This window comes from Kutzneria sp. CA-103260 (assembly GCF_018263855.1).
Lineage (GTDB): Bacteria > Actinomycetota > Actinomycetes > Mycobacteriales > Pseudonocardiaceae > Kutzneria.
The window spans coordinates 5,264,356-5,277,891 of sequence record NZ_CP073318.1; the positions used below are offsets into that span (position 1 = coordinate 5,264,356).

General features: G+C 70.3%; 12 protein-coding genes. 6 read left to right on the top strand and 6 right to left on the bottom strand.

From position 1 onward, the window contains the following. Positions 1-54: 54 nt before the first annotated feature. The 4 genes from JJ691_RS22835 to aspS all read right to left on the bottom strand — a co-directional run bounded on the left by JJ691_RS22835 (position 55) and on the right by aspS (position 5,583). Entirely contained in the window at positions 55-1,395 is a 1,341-nt protein-coding gene (locus JJ691_RS22835; RefSeq protein ID WP_211770749.1) for a S53 family peptidase, read from the bottom strand. A gap of 71 nt (positions 1,396-1,466) precedes the next feature. Beyond that, positions 1,467-2,318 (bottom strand): SGNH/GDSL hydrolase family protein, encoded by an 852-nt coding sequence (locus JJ691_RS22840; RefSeq protein ID WP_306291379.1) that lies wholly within the window; start codon positions 2,316-2,318, stop codon positions 1,467-1,469. A gap of 93 nt (positions 2,319-2,411) precedes the next feature. Then, entirely contained in the window at positions 2,412-3,617 is a 1,206-nt protein-coding gene (locus JJ691_RS22845; protein ID WP_211770750.1) for a hypothetical protein, read from the bottom strand. Between the two features lie 178 nt (positions 3,618-3,795). Next, positions 3,796-5,583, bottom strand: coding sequence for an aspartate--tRNA ligase (gene aspS, locus JJ691_RS22850; protein WP_211770751.1), 1,788 nt, complete (start codon positions 5,581-5,583; stop codon positions 3,796-3,798). A gap of 255 nt (positions 5,584-5,838) precedes the next feature. Between aspS and JJ691_RS22855 the strand changes: the two genes are divergently transcribed. Continuing rightward, positions 5,839-7,032: a glycoside hydrolase family 18 protein gene (locus JJ691_RS22855; RefSeq protein ID WP_442912780.1), complete on the top strand. Its 1,194-nt coding sequence runs from the start codon at positions 5,839-5,841 to the stop codon at positions 7,030-7,032. 73 nt (positions 7,033-7,105) lie between these two features. Here the strand turns inward: JJ691_RS22855 and JJ691_RS22860 are convergent, their stop codons facing one another. Beyond that, positions 7,106-7,606 (bottom strand): helix-turn-helix domain-containing protein, encoded by a 501-nt coding sequence (locus JJ691_RS22860; RefSeq protein WP_249228260.1) that lies wholly within the window; start codon positions 7,604-7,606, stop codon positions 7,106-7,108. A gap of 73 nt (positions 7,607-7,679) precedes the next feature. Here JJ691_RS22860 and JJ691_RS22865 point away from each other — a divergent pair, with 73 nt between their 5' ends. After that, positions 7,680-8,762 carry an alpha/beta hydrolase gene (locus JJ691_RS22865; protein ID WP_211770754.1) on the top strand — a complete coding sequence of 361 codons (1,083 nt, stop codon included), beginning with the start codon at positions 7,680-7,682 and terminating at the stop codon, positions 8,760-8,762. On the opposite strand, the gene JJ691_RS22870 is transcribed toward JJ691_RS22865, so the two are convergent. Further along, positions 8,738-9,475, bottom strand: a complete 738-nt coding sequence (locus JJ691_RS22870; RefSeq protein ID WP_211770755.1) for an IclR family transcriptional regulator — start codon at positions 9,473-9,475, stop codon at positions 8,738-8,740. The two genes, JJ691_RS22865 and JJ691_RS22870, sit on opposite strands and share 25 nt — an antisense overlap. 104 nt (positions 9,476-9,579) lie before the next feature. Between JJ691_RS22870 and JJ691_RS22875 the strand changes: the two genes are divergently transcribed. From JJ691_RS22875 to JJ691_RS22890, 4 genes are read left to right on the top strand one after another with little or no spacing between them, the layout of a single operon-like run. After that, entirely contained in the window at positions 9,580-10,770 is a 1,191-nt protein-coding gene (locus JJ691_RS22875; protein WP_211770756.1) for a CaiB/BaiF CoA transferase family protein, read from the top strand. A 2-nt stretch (positions 10,771-10,772) separates the two neighbouring features. Beyond that, the gene (locus JJ691_RS22880; RefSeq protein WP_211770757.1) at positions 10,773-11,513 is read left to right on the top strand and encodes an acetoacetate decarboxylase; all 741 of its coding nucleotides are present in this window, start codon (positions 10,773-10,775) and stop codon (positions 11,511-11,513) included. Positions 11,514-11,516: 3 nt separating this feature from the next. Beyond that, positions 11,517-12,398 (top strand): 3-hydroxyacyl-CoA dehydrogenase NAD-binding domain-containing protein, encoded by an 882-nt coding sequence (locus tag JJ691_RS22885; protein WP_211770758.1) that lies wholly within the window; start codon positions 11,517-11,519, stop codon positions 12,396-12,398. Continuing rightward, the gene (locus JJ691_RS22890; protein ID WP_211770759.1) at positions 12,388-13,536 is read left to right on the top strand and encodes an acyl-CoA dehydrogenase family protein; all 1,149 of its coding nucleotides are present in this window, start codon (positions 12,388-12,390) and stop codon (positions 13,534-13,536) included. The genes JJ691_RS22885 and JJ691_RS22890 overlap by 11 nt, the downstream gene beginning before the upstream one ends.

Here is a 13,536-nt window from a genome sequence, read left to right on the forward strand (position 1 = left end):
ATTGGACGGGCGGCTCCCATGAATGGGAGCCGCCCGTCGTTATTCACTGCTGAATCAGAATCCGGCGAGGCCATTCGGCACGCCGACCCCGGTCGGGCCGTCCCAGCCCTTGCCCGTGACGCACAGCGCCGGCGTGGCGGTCGGGCAGACGTGGGCCGGGGCGTTCTGGCCCAGGGTCACGTCGGTGAAGGCGCCCTTGGGCGCGGTGTACAGCGTGTTCGGGCCCATCACCTGCGAGGTGTGGCCGCCCCGGGCGTACAGGCCGGCGACGAACGGCGACGAGGCACTGGTGCCGCCGACGAGGATCCAGTTGTACGGCGAGCCGCTGAACGGCGCGTAGGTGTCGAACACGGAGACACCGGTGTTCGGGTCGGCGACCGCGGACACGTCGGACGAGGCGCGGTGGCCGCCGCAGTTGGCGCTGACGGCCGGCGGGGCGCCGATGGCGGCGGGCAGGTCGGTCTCGCAGCCGCTGCCGGCCCCGGCCCAGGCGATGTCGGTGTAGCCGTCGCCGTTCTGGAACAGCGAGGTGCCGCCGACCGAGACCACCCACGGCAGGTTCTGCGGCCAGCCGGTGTGCGTGTTGCCCTCGTAGCCGCCGTCGCCGGAGGAGGCCAGCACGGCCATGCCCGGGTGGAACAGGTCGCGGCCGGCCTGGCCGAACTCGACGTCGGTGTCGCTCGGGTACTGGTAGCTCATGCTGACCGCGGTCGCGCCCAGCTTGGCCGCGGTGTTCACGGCCGTGCCGAAGTCGGCCATCGCCGCGTCGACGTGCTCCTTGGTGCCGTTGAGCGCGTCGTCGATGGGCAGCTGCAGCTCGATGATGTTGCACGAGGGGCAGGCCGCGGAGGCCATGTCCACGTCCAGCGCGGTCTCCACGCCGACGGACTCCTCGTAGTAGGTGTCCGGGAAGGTGGTGGCCGGCGTCTGGCCGGGGCCGCCGTTCTGGTCGGTGATCTTCAGGCAGCCGCTGGCCACGGTGCAGGCCGGCAGGCCGTACTGCGTCCGGTAGGCGTTGATGTCGGCTTCCAGGTTCGGGTAGGCGCCGGCGTCGATGATCGCGATGGTGCCCTTGGCGCCGGTGGCGGCGGCGGGCAGGTGGTAGGCGGTGGCGAGGTCGTCGGCGCCGTAACCGGCCGGAACCGTGGTCGACAGGGGTGTTTTCGACCCGGGTGCGGCGGTGACCAGCTTGGACTGGCAGAACACGCAGGGCGCGACGGTGCCATGGGAGTTCAGCAGCGTGCCGTTGTGGACCTGGGCCCGCAGGGACTGCACCTGCGGGGTGACGACGTGCGGGTCACCGGCCGCCTGGGCGGCCGGGGCCAGAGCGGTCAGCGCGGCCACCACGGCCGCGCCGACACCGAACAGGGATGATCTGACAAACGCTCGCGACACTTGTCCTCCTGAAATGGAAGAACACGTCCAACGTCGGGAGCGTACCCACAGAATTCAGTAGTTGACCGAAATCAACTATTCACGGAATTATCTTGTGAATAATTCGTCCAAGTGGCCCACGACGACTGTCGTGAATCGCCGGCGGCTGTCCGGAACAAGACAGCGAAGGCATAGGGAGCCAGATCGTAACCGCGGCGCCACAGCCACGGAATGCCCTTCAGCACGAGCCAGGCGACATGCTGCCACGGGGCGACGACCCGGCCGCCGGCGCACACCAGGCTGACCGGCGACTCGACGGCACAGCCGGCCTGGGTCAGTTCCTCGGCGAAGCCCTGGGCCAGCATGCGGTGCCCCAGCTCGGACGGGTGCAGCCGGTCGACGCTCCACGCGGCCAGGTCGTAGGCGCCGGGCAGGGCGTCCAGGTCGACGCAGCCGACGCCGCGGTCGGCCACCACCGAGTGAATCACCGCGTTCAGCTCGTCCACCCGACGGCGCAGCGCGCGGCGCAACACCTTGGGCAGCCGGAAAACCCGGGCGTGGTCGTGGTAGCGGGCCAGCACCACCACGGCGCCGACGGCCAGCAGCTTGACCACCACGTGGTCGAGGTCGGCCCGCAGCTGGGCGGGGTCGAAGTCCGAGCGCATGGTGTCGTTCATGCCGGCGACGATCACCACCGCGTCCGGCCGCAGGGCCGCCGCCATCGGCAACTGCTCGTGCCGCACGGTCCCGATCCGGGCCCCGGTGCGGGACAGGTTCGTCAGGTCGCTGCCGCCGAGCGCCTCGGCCAGCAGCGGCCCGAAGCCACGCCAGCCGCCGCCGGGCAGCGGATCACCGAGACCGACACTCGTCGAGTCCCCCAGCACGACGAGGCGTCCGACCGCGCGGCGGGCGGGCACACTCTCCGACATCGCCTGAACCGTCACCCGTCCACGATCACCCGCGGACAATCACTCCCGGTGATGGTCGGGTGGCGGGCCGGGGACGGCTGGGCGAACAGTCAGCTCAGCCGTCGACGGTCAGCCGAAGGCGGGGAACAACGGCAGGTGAGCGGCCTCGGCGCCGAAGCGTTCGGCCATCGCGGCGGCCACCTGGTCGGCGTGCTCGGCCAGCGCCGGCCGCTTGGCCCGGGCGGCGTCGTCGCGCAGGCGCTGCCACCGGGCGTGCAGGGCGCTGCTGCGGCGGGGCGACGGGAGCCGGTTGGTGATCGGCCCGTCCGGCACACCCGGCCGCGGCAGGTACATCCAGGTGGACAGCCACACCCACAGCAGCTGGCCGTGCAGCAGCTTGGGCATGAGCACATCGTCGTCTTCCAGGTCGGGGAAGACCTGGCTGACCTCGGACCGCCAGGCCGCGACCATGGCCTCGGTCATGCCGTTGGGCAGCCGGAACGAGCAGCCGCACAGCGGGAACGGGATGCGCAGCGCGGCGGCGTCCAGGGCCACGTCCCGCACGCACCCGCCCTCGAAGTCCAGCACCCGCAAGCCCTTGCCGGTGATCAGGTTGTTGTCGGCGCACGCGTCGGACGGGCTGAACGCCCGGTGCTGGCTGCTGCTGAGCAGCCGGCCGCCGCGATGGGCGTGGGCGAGGGCTTCCTCGCCCACGGTCACGCCGAGCACCGACTGCAGCATCTCCGGCAGCTCGGCCAGCGCCACCTTGGCCCGGCGCGCCACCGGATCCTGGCCCGGACGGCCACCCAGCCGGCGGGTCAGCGCGTCGAAGTCGGCCTCGCGGCCGGCGGTGGTGGCGTGCAGGCGGCCCAGCGCCCGAGCCCAGGCCAGCAGCGCGCGCTCCGCGCCGCGGGCGTCATGGTCGAGCAGCTTGTCGGCCAGCGTCGGGACGCGGCCGAGATCCTCGAGCACGATCAGCCGCTTGGTCCCGTCGTGAGCGATCAGCTCGGGACAGATCCGGTCCTCGCCGCCCAACGCCGTGAACAGCTGGTAGCTGACCGCCTCGTGCGGGAAAGGGTCGATCAGCTCGCCGACCGGAGGCTCGGCGTAGCTCTTCACGACCAGCGTCTTGGGCAGCGAGAACGGGGTCGACGCCACCCGAACCCGCAGCACGGTGGACTTCCCGCTACCACGCAGGTCCTCGGGGTCCGCCAACCGGATCGACGCCCCGAATCGCCTGCTGAGCACTGACTCTGCGGCCGCGACGGTCGCCACGACCTCGTTGTCCGCTGCCCCGGCGGCGTTGGCGGGGCCAGCGGTGGTCTCCACGCTCATCCCTTCCGACCCTACTCCTTCGAGTGCACAGCACGTCCACACGATCGGCACAATCGACTACCCGGAGCAGTCGCTGTGCCGTCATGTTCGAGCATCACCGCGCTGGAATACGGCTTGGTAACGGGTTGGTGCCGCCGGGGGACACCTGAACGGGTACCCCCGGCGAACAAATCGAGGGTCAGGCCTTGGCGGTGTCGGCCGACTTGGCCGGCTTGGCGTCCACGCCGGCCTCCTTGCGCTGCTGGGCGGTGATCGGCGCGGGGGCCGCGGTCAGCGGGTCGTAGCCGCCGCCGGACTTCGGGAAGGCGATCACCTCGCGGATCGAGCTCTCGCCCGCGAGCAGCATGACGATGCGGTCCCAGCCGAAGGCGATGCCGCCGTGCGGCGGGGCGCCGAACTTGAAGGCCTCCAGCAGGAAGCCGAACTTCTCCTCGGCCTCGGCCTCGCTGAGACCCATGATCGCGAAGACCCGCTTCTGCACGTCGGGGCGGTGGATACGGATGGAGCCGCCGCCGATCTCGTTGCCGTTGCAGACGATGTCGTAGGCGTAGGCCAGGGCCTTGCCCGGGTCCTCCTCGAAGCGGTCGATCCACTCCGGGGTCGGCGAGGTGAAGGCGTGGTGCACCGCGGTCCACTTGCCGCTGCCGACCGCGACGTCGTCGCCGATCTTGTCCACGGACTCGAACAGCGGGGCGTCGACGACCCAGACGAACGACCAGGCCGACTCGTCGATCAGGCCAACGCGGCGGCCGATCTCCAACCGGGCCGCGCCGAGCAGGGCGCGGGCGTCGGACGGGTCGCCGGCGGCGAAGAAGACACAGTCGCCGGGGTTGGCGCCGACGGCCTTGGCCAGGCCCTCGCGCTCGGTCTCGGACAGGTTCTTGGCCACCGGGCCGCCGAGCGTGCCGTCCTCGGCCACCAGCACGTAGGCCAGGCCCTTGGCGCCGCGCTGCTTGGCCCAGTCCTGCCAGGCGTCCAGGGTGCGGCGGGGCTGGTCGGCGCCGCCGGGCATGACCACCGCGCCCACGTACGGGGCCTTGAACACCCGGAACGGGGTGTCCTGGAAGTACTCGGTGAGTTCGGTCAGCTCCAGGCCGAAGCGCAGGTCCGGCTTGTCGGTGCCGTAGCGGGCCATCGCGTCGGCGTAGGTCATGCGGGCGATCGGGCCCTCGATCGTGTGGCCGGCCAGCTCGCTCCACAGCGCCTTGACCACGGCCTCGCCGAGCTCGATCACGTCGTCCTGCTCGACGAAGCTCATCTCGATGTCGAGCTGGGTGAACTCGGGCTGGCGGTCGGCCCGGAAGTCCTCGTCCCGGTAGCAGCGGGCGATCTGGTAGTAGCGCTCCATGCCGGCGACCATCAGCAGCTGCTTGAACAGCTGGGGCGACTGCGGCAGGGCGTACCAGGAGCCGGGCGCGAGGCGGGCCGGCACCAGGAAGTCGCGCGCGCCCTCCGGGGTGGACCGGGTCAGCGTGGGCGTCTCGATCTCGACGAAGTCCCGCTCCTCCAGCACGTGGCGGGCGATGCGGCTGGCGGCGCTGCGCATCCGGATGGCCTTGGCCGGGCCGCTGCGGCGCAGGTCGAGGTAGCGGTGGCGCAGCCGCGCCTCCTCGCCGACCTCCAGGTTGTCGTCGAGCTGGAAGGGCAGCGGCGCGGCCTCGGACAGCACCTCGAACTCGGTGACCGTGACCTCGATCTGGCCGGTCGCGATGTCCGGGTTGTCGTTGCCCTCGGGGCGGCGCACGACCTCGCCGGTCACCTTGAGGCAGTACTCGGCGCGCAACCGGTGCGCGCGCTCGGCCATCTCGCCCTCGCGGAACACGACCTGGGCCACGCCGGAGGCGTCCCGCAGGTCGATGAAGATGACGCCGCCGTGATCGCGCCGGCGCGCCACCCACCCGGTCAGGGTGACGGACTGCCCGGCCTGCTCGGCCCGGAGCGTCCCGGCCTCGTGCGTGCGCATCACGGGTACTGCACTCCTCATGTGATCGGGTCGTGGACTTGGTCAAACCAGTCAACGGACAGGTTAGCCAATCTCGTGCGACCCCATTCGTGGCGGTGCCGTTGACGAAGTGGTCCAGACCACCTACCGTGAGGCACGGCACACGCTTTGTCCCTTTTCACCGGGTCCCCGCACTGGCCCCCCGCCGCCGCCCCGTGCCGGGATCCCTCCTGCGGATTCAGGGAGAAACGCATGGCAATGTTCGGAAAGCGGCGGCTCATGGCGGGCGCCGCGGCGTTGGTCGGCCTGGTCGCCGCCTCGCTCGTGGGCGCCGCCCCCGCGTCCACCGCCGCTCCGGCCGCCGGCGGCAACACGATGGTCGGCTACTTCACCAACTGGGGCATCTACGACCGCGCCTACCAGGTGAAGAACCTGCAGAGCAGCGGCACCGCGGGCAAGCTGAACGTGATCAACTACGCGTTCGGCAGCACCGCCAACGGCCAGTGCTCGCTGACCGACGCCTACGCCGACTACCAGAAGGTGTTCGACGCCAGCACCAGCGTCGACGGCAAGGCCGACACCGGCCCGCTGTACGGCAACTTCGGCCAGCTGCGCAAGCTGAAGAAGATGCACCCCGGCCTGAAGGTGGTGTTCTCGGTCGGCGGCTGGACCCTGTCCAGCGGCTTCACCGAGGCCGCGAAGAACCCGGCGGCGTTCGCCAACTCCTGCTACGCCATGGTCAAGGACTCGCGCTGGGCCGACGTCTTCGACGGCATCGACCTGGACTGGGAGTACCCCAACGCCTGCGGCCTGAGCTGTGACACCAGCGGCGCGGCGGCGTTCAAGAACGTGCTGTCGGCCGTGCGGGCCAAGTTCGGCTCCGGGGCCCTGGTCACCGCGGCGATCACCGCCGACGGCACCAGCGGCGGCAAGATCGACGCCGCCGACTACGCCGCCGCCGCGCAGTACGTGAACTGGTACAACGTGATGACCTACGACTACTTCGGCGCCTGGGCCCCGACCGGGCCGACCGCCCCGAACGCGCCGCTGAACTCCTACAGCGGCATCCCGACCGCCGGCTTCTACGCCGACGCGGCCATCCAGAAGCTCAAGGGCAAGGGCATCGCGGCGGCCAAGCTGCTGCTGGGCATCGGCTTCTACGGCCGCGGCTGGACCGGCGTCACCCAGTCCGCCCCGGGTGGCTCCGCCACCGGCGCCGCGCCCGGCAAGTACGAGGCCGGCATCCAGGACTACAAGCTGCTCAAGACCTCCTGCCCGGCCACCGGCACCGTGGCCGGCACCGCCTACGCCAAGTGCGGCAGCCAGTGGTGGAGCTACGACACCCCGTCCACCATCGGCGGCAAGATGAGCTACGCCAAGTCCCAGGGCCTGGGCGGCGCGTTCTTCTGGTCCGCCGACGGTGACACCACCAACGGCGAGCTGGCCTCGGCCATGCGCGGCGGTCTCGGCTGATCTCCCGCTTTCCTGCTGCCCCGGGCGCTCCTCAAGCGTCCGGGGCACTGTCATTTCCGGGGCTACCCAGCGCTCACTCCTCGGCCGGGAACACGATGGGGCTCACCAGGTAGCGCGACCGGTCCGCGGTCGGTTCCTGCGCCAGCCGCGGCACGATCACCTCGCGCAGATCGGCCATGAATTCGGCCAACTCCGCACGGCTGAGCCAGATCGCGTGCTGCCGGAAGCCCACGAGGTCGGCGGTCGGGTCGACGCCGTCGCGGTCCAGGTAGGCGGTGAACTCGGCCAGCAGCGTGGCCAGCGCCAGATCGAACCCCCGCCGGTAGTCGTCGACGGTGAGGTCCTCGGTCTCGATCGTCGAGTTGTGCAGCCGGTACGTCCGCTCGACCGCGCCACGAACCCGACGCTCGCTGGCCACCGCCAGCACCTCGCCGGCGGCCAGCGCCTCGACGTGCCGGTAGACCATCGCCTTCGAGACGTCCGGCAGCAGCTCGCACAGCTGCCCCGTGGTCAGCTCCCGCCCGCGCAGGGCGTGCACGATCCGCATCCGAACCGGGTGGGCCAGCAGTTCCATGGTGCTCACGGGCTTATTTTCTCACATCGTGCTACCGTTCGCATAAGACGAGAATGGTAGGGGGAAGACCGTGATGGCAATCGAAGCCGTGGTGAAGCTGGCCGGCGCGGGCCGGTTCGACGAGGTGGTGGACCTGTTCGCGCCGGAGCTGCGGGCGGCGGTGTCGGCGGACTTCGTGCGGATCGCCTGGACCAAGGAGGTCGGCGCGGTGCACGCCGTCGGCGAGCCGGTGAGCCTGGGCGACAACCGGTTCAGCGTGCTGCTGAACGGGACCGTCGAACTGCGGATGTCGGTGGACGACCAGGGGCGGGTGAACGGGCTCCGGCTGACGGCGGCCGGACAGTGGGAGCCGCCGCTGTACGCGAAGCCGGAGCTCTTCACCGAACAGGAGGTGCTGGTCGGCTCCCAGCCCGGGGCATTGGTGTTGCCGCACAACGGAAACGGCGCAGGAATCGTGCTGCTGAGCGGCGCCGGCGCGTTCGACCGGGACGAGACCGCCGGCCCGGTGAAGATGCTCAAGGACCTCGCCTGGGGGCTGGCCGGCCTGGGTGTGGCGTCGGTCCGGTTCGACAAGCCGGCCGACGCGCCGACCCTGGTCGAGGAGTACCTGCCGGCCGCGGTCGCGGGCGTGGAACTCCTTGCCGGCCATGTGGATCGGGTGTTCGTGGCCGGCCACAGCGCCGGCGGCAAGATCGCCCCCAAGGTCGCCCAGTGGGCCCCGGCGGTGGCGGGCGTGGTGCTGCTGGCCGCGGACACGTCGCCGATGCCCGCGGCGGCCCTGCGCGTGGCCAGGCACTTGGACCTCGGGGTGGAGCTGATGACCCGGCTGGCCGCGCGGGCGGCGAGCCCCGACCTCACCCCGGACACTCCGGCCAGCGAGCTGCCGTTCGGCTTCCCAGCGACATATTGGTTGCAGCTCAGGGAGTACGACCAGGTCCGGACGGCCATCGAGGTGGACCGGCCGGTGCTGGCGCTACAGGGCGGCCGGGACTACCAGGTGACCGTCGAGGACGACCTGCCGGGCTGGCGGCGGGTGCCGCGGGCCGAGGTCCGGATCTACCCGGAGCTGGACCACATGTTCTTTGCCAGCAACGGTTCCCACCTGGACGAGACCGTGATCGCGGACATCGCTCAGTTCACCCGGCGGCGGGCGTAGCGCCGCAGCTCCGCCAGCAGCAGATCGACCATCTCCGGCAGTTTCTCGACGGCCTGGTCGTGCGGGCCGGCCAACGCCACGGCGCCGACGACCAGGCCCTGCTCCCACACGGGCGCGGCGACCGACGCGATGCCCCGCAGCATGGGCCCGCTGTCCCCCAAGGTGTAGCCGGTCTCGCGGACACCGCTGAGCTCGGTCAGCAGGGCCAGGGCGGCGGCCCGGTCGTCGGGATAGCGGGCAGCGACCATCTCATGGCGTTCACGGTCGGGCATGTACGCCAGCAGAACGCGACCTACTGCCGTCTCGGGCAACGGGGTCCGCAGTTGCTGCACGGTCAGGTAGTTGAAGGGATCGTCGGTGCCGGCCCAGTCGGCGTACACGGAGGTGTCCCCGGTGCGCACGGCCAGCACGGCGCTCAGGCCGGTGCGGTCGAACAGGTCGACCAGGTCGGAGTGGTTGACCGTGGACACGAGCCGCTGCCCGGACCGCATGGCCAGCAGGTAGGGCGCGGCGCCGAGCCGGAAGCGCTTGCCGTCCTCCTCCAGGTAGCCGACGGCGACAAGGCCGTTGACCAGCTTCTGCACCGAGGACACCGGCGCGTGCAGGCGCAGGGCCAGCTGGGTCAGGGTCAGGCCGGCCCGCTCGGTGACCACCGCCTCCAGGATCTCCGCGATCCGGTCCACCGCCCGGTGGTGCGGCCGGAGCTCCGCCATGATCGCCTCCTTACCTATATAGGTAGAACCGTATCACATTGCGTAAAGCTGACCGGCGGGGCAAAGTAGTTCATGTAAGGCAAACAACTGAGGAGGCGGAGAGCATGGGGGCTCTGGACGGCATCAGGGTGATCGACCTCGCGACGGTGGTCATGGGCCCGTACGCCACACAGATCCTCGGCGACATGGGCGCCGACGTGATCAAGGTGGAGCCGCCGACCGGCGACATGAGCCGGTTGACCGCCCCGTACCGCAACGAGGGCATGGGATCGCTGGCCCTCAACGTGAACCGCAACAAGCGAGCGGTCTGCATCGACCTGAAGAACCCGCGCGGCAAGCAGGTCTTCCTGGACCTGGTGAAGACGGCCGACGTGGTGGTGACCAACATGCGCCCGGGCGCGCTGCACCGGCTGGGCCTGGACTACGAACAGCTGGCTGAGGTCAACCCCGGCCTGATCTACTGCAACGCGCAGGGCTTCCGCAGCGACTCGACGCTGGCCGACCGCGCCGCCTACGACGAGATCGTGCAGGCCGCGTCCGGCACCGCCGACCTGATGCGCCGCGCCACCGGCACGCCGACCTACATGCCGACCATTCTCGGCGACAAGGTCAGCGGGCTGACGATTGTCTACAGTGTCCTGGCGGCACTGGTGCACAAGCAGCGCACCGGCGAGGGCCAGCGCGTCGAGGTGCCGATGACCGACACGATGCTCGCCTTCAACCTGGTCGAGCACCTGGCCGGCCGCACCTTCGAGCCGGCCGCCGGCCTGATGGGCTTCTCCCGCTCGCTGTCCCCCGGCCACCGGGCCGTGCAGACCAGGGACGGCTGGGCCTGCATCCTGCCCTACAGCAAGCGCAACATCGAGGACTTCTTCACCGAGGTCGGCCACCCCGAGGCCCTGGCCGACCCGCGGTTCCAGGACTCGGCCAGCCTGGCCGCCAACTTCGACGCCTTCTACGACCTGATCGAGAAGTACGCCGGCGAGCGGACGACGGCCGAATGGGAAGCGACCTGCGCCCGGCTGAGCATTCCCTTCGCCCCGGTGCTGGACCTGGACGACGTCACCGAGGACCCCTACGTCAACGAGGTCGGCCTGCTGGAGACGGCCGAGCACCCCACCGAAGGCACCTATCGGGTGATCGGCTCCCCCGTGCGGTTCTCGGCCACGCCTGCGAGTGTTCGGAGGCACGCGCCGCGACTGGGGCAGGACAACGACGAGGTGCTCGGCGAGCTCGGGTACTCCGCGGACGAACTTCGTGAGCTGGCCGAGGCCGGCGTCACGGCAAGGAGGTAGTGGTGAAGGCATCCGAAGTGGCCACCCGGCTGGCGACCCCGCTGACCGCGCCGGCCTGGGCGCCGGTCCGGTCGCGGTTCACCGACCGCGAGTACCTGAACATCGTCTACCGCACGGATCCCGAGGCCCTGCGCGCCGCCGTGCCGGAGCCGCTGGAGTTCGACGAACCCCTGGTCCGGTTCGAGGTCATGAAGATGGGCGACAGCACCAGCTTCGGCCCGTACACCGAGTCCGGCCAGGTGATCCCGGTCCGCTTCGGCGAGGAGCGCGGCGAGTACCTGCACGCGATGTACCTGGACAACGTGGCCGCGACCGTGGCCGGCCGGGAGATCAGCGCCTACCCCAAGAGCACCGGCTCGCCCCGGCTGTTCGCCGACACCGGCGCGCTGGTCGGCACCCTGGACTACGGCACGCAGCGGGTGGCCACCGCGACCATGGGCTACAAGCACTACGCCATGGACCTGGAAGCGGCCAAGGCCGAGCTGACCCTGCCCACCTACATGGTCAAGATCGTGCCCGGCTACGAGCGGGCGCCGCGGGTGTGCGAACTGGTCCGCACCCAGATCACCGACATCACGGTGAAGGCCGCGTGGACCGGACCGGCCCGGTTGCAGCTGTTCCAGCACGTGCTGGCCCCGCTGGCCGACCTGCCGGTGCTGGAGGTCGTGTCGGCCAGCCACATCATCACCGACCTGACGCTGTCCGGCGTCCAGCCGGTGTTCGACTACCTGAAGGAGCGCTGACCCATGATTCTCGCGATCGTCGGCGCCGGCACCATCGGCCTGTCCTGGACGACCCTGATGCTGGCCGAGGGGCACACCGTGCGCGTCACGGATCCCCGTCCGGACCTGGAGCAGGCCGTGCACGACGCGGTCCGCGAGTTCGCCCCGACCGTCCCCGGTTTCACCGGGACAGCGGCGGAACTCCTGTCCCGCCTGGAGATCGTCGGCTCGGTCGAGCAGGCCGTCGACGGTGTGCACGCGGTGCAGGAGAATGGCCCGGAACGCCTGGAGTTCAAGCAGGATCTGTTCGCGGCCATCGAGAAAGCCGCTCCGGCCAACGCTTTGATCCTGTCCTCCACCTCGGGCCTGACGCCGTCCTCGATGTCGGCGAAGATGGCCGACCCCGGGCGGCTCGTGGTCGGGCACCCGTTCAACCCGCCGCACCTGCTGCCGCTGGTGGAGGTGGTCGGCGCGGACGAGGCGGAAGTGGCGCGGGCCAAGGAGTTCTACCACTCGCTGGGCAAGGTTCCGGTGGTGGTGCACAAGGAGATCCGCGGTCACGTCGCCAACCGCCTGCAGCGCGTGCTGTTCGAGGAGTGCGTGAACCTGGTCGAGCAGGGCGTGGTGTCCATCCCGGAGCTGGACGACATCGTCACCAACTCCATCGGCGTGCGGTGGGCCACGGTCGGACCGTTCCTGGCCTTCCACCTCGGCGGCGGCCCGGGCGGGCTGCGGCACATGATGGCCCACCTCATGCCCTACATCCCCGAAGACGTGCAGGCGCGCCTGGCCGACCAGGTCGAGGCCGTCTATCCCCTGGCGGACAACGACAAGCGCGCCGAGAAGCGCGACCGCCAGCAGCTCGAGATCATCAGTTTCAAGGAGCGTGACAACGATGTCCGGTGACTTCTACGACTTCCAGGGCCTGCTGACCGACGAGGAGCAGGCGATCGTCGAGAAGACCCGGGAGTTCCTGCGCACCGAGGTCGCGCCGATCGCCAACGAGGCGTGGGCCAACGCCGAGTTCCCGCACCAGATCGTGAAGGGCTTCGCCGAGCTGGACATCGCCGGCCTGGCCTACCGCGGCGGCCGCAGCCTGCTCACCGGCTTCCTGGCCATGGAGATGAACCGGGTCGACCCGTCGCTGGCCACCTTCTTCGGCGTCCACAGTGGACTCGCCATGGGCAGCATCAACCGCTGCGGCTCGGACGAGCAGAAGCAGCGCTGGCTGCCGGCGATGGCTCGGATGGAGAAGATCGGCGCGTTCGCGCTGACCGAACCCAACGGCGGCTCCGACGTGGCCGGCGGCCTGAAGACCACCGCCCGGCGGGACGGCGACACCTGGATCCTCAACGGCGCCAAGCGGTGGATCGGCAACGCCACCTTCGCCGACCTGGTCGTGGTGTGGGCCCGGGACGAGGCCGACAACAAGGTCAAGGGTTTCGTGGTGGAGAAGGACACCCCCGGCTTCATCGCCACCAAGATCGAGCACAAGATGGCCCTGCGCACCGTGCAGAACGCCGACATCACGCTGACCGACTGCCGCGTGCCCGAGGCCAACCGGCTGCAGAACGCCCACGGTTTCCGGGACACCGCCGACATCCTGCGGCAGACCCGCGGCGGCGTGGCCTGGCAGTCGGTCGGTGTCATGATGGGCGCGTACGACCTCGCGCTGGCCTACGCCAAGGAACGCGTCCAGTTCGGCAAGCCGATCGCCAGTTTCCAACTGGTGCAGGACCTGCTGGTGAAGATGCTGGGCAACGTCACCGCGTCGCTGGGCATGGTCGTCCGGCTGGCCCAGCTGCAGGACGAGGGCGTGTACCAGGACGAGCACTCCTCGCTGGCCAAGGCCTTCTGCACCTCGCGGATGCGCGAGGCGGTCGGCTGGGCCCGGGAGATCCTGGGCGGCAACGGGATCGTGCTGGACTACAACGTCGGCCGGTTCGTCGCCGACGCCGAGGCGGTGTACTCGTACGAGGGCACCCGGGAGATCAACTCGCTGGTGACCGGCCGCGCCATCACCGGCCTGAGCGCCTTCGTGTAA

Coding starts and splice junctions, on each gene's coding strand:
- JJ691_RS22845 (WP_211770750.1), bottom strand. CDS start 3,617: ATGAGCGTGGAGACCACCGCTGGCCCCGCCAACGCCGCCGGGGCAGCG.
- JJ691_RS22855 (WP_442912780.1), top strand. CDS start 5,839: ATGGCGGGCGCCGCGGCGTTGGTCGGCCTGGTCGCCGCCTCGCTCGTG.
- JJ691_RS22860 (WP_249228260.1), bottom strand. CDS start 7,606: ATGGAACTGCTGGCCCACCCGGTTCGGATGCGGATCGTGCACGCCCTG.
- JJ691_RS22865 (WP_211770754.1), top strand. CDS start 7,680: ATGGCAATCGAAGCCGTGGTGAAGCTGGCCGGCGCGGGCCGGTTCGAC.
- JJ691_RS22870 (WP_211770755.1), bottom strand. CDS start 9,475: ATGGCGGAGCTCCGGCCGCACCACCGGGCGGTGGACCGGATCGCGGAG.
- JJ691_RS22875 (WP_211770756.1), top strand. CDS start 9,580: ATGGGGGCTCTGGACGGCATCAGGGTGATCGACCTCGCGACGGTGGTC.
- JJ691_RS22885 (WP_211770758.1), top strand. CDS start 11,517: ATGATTCTCGCGATCGTCGGCGCCGGCACCATCGGCCTGTCCTGGACG.
- JJ691_RS22890 (WP_211770759.1), top strand. CDS start 12,388: ATGTCCGGTGACTTCTACGACTTCCAGGGCCTGCTGACCGACGAGGAG.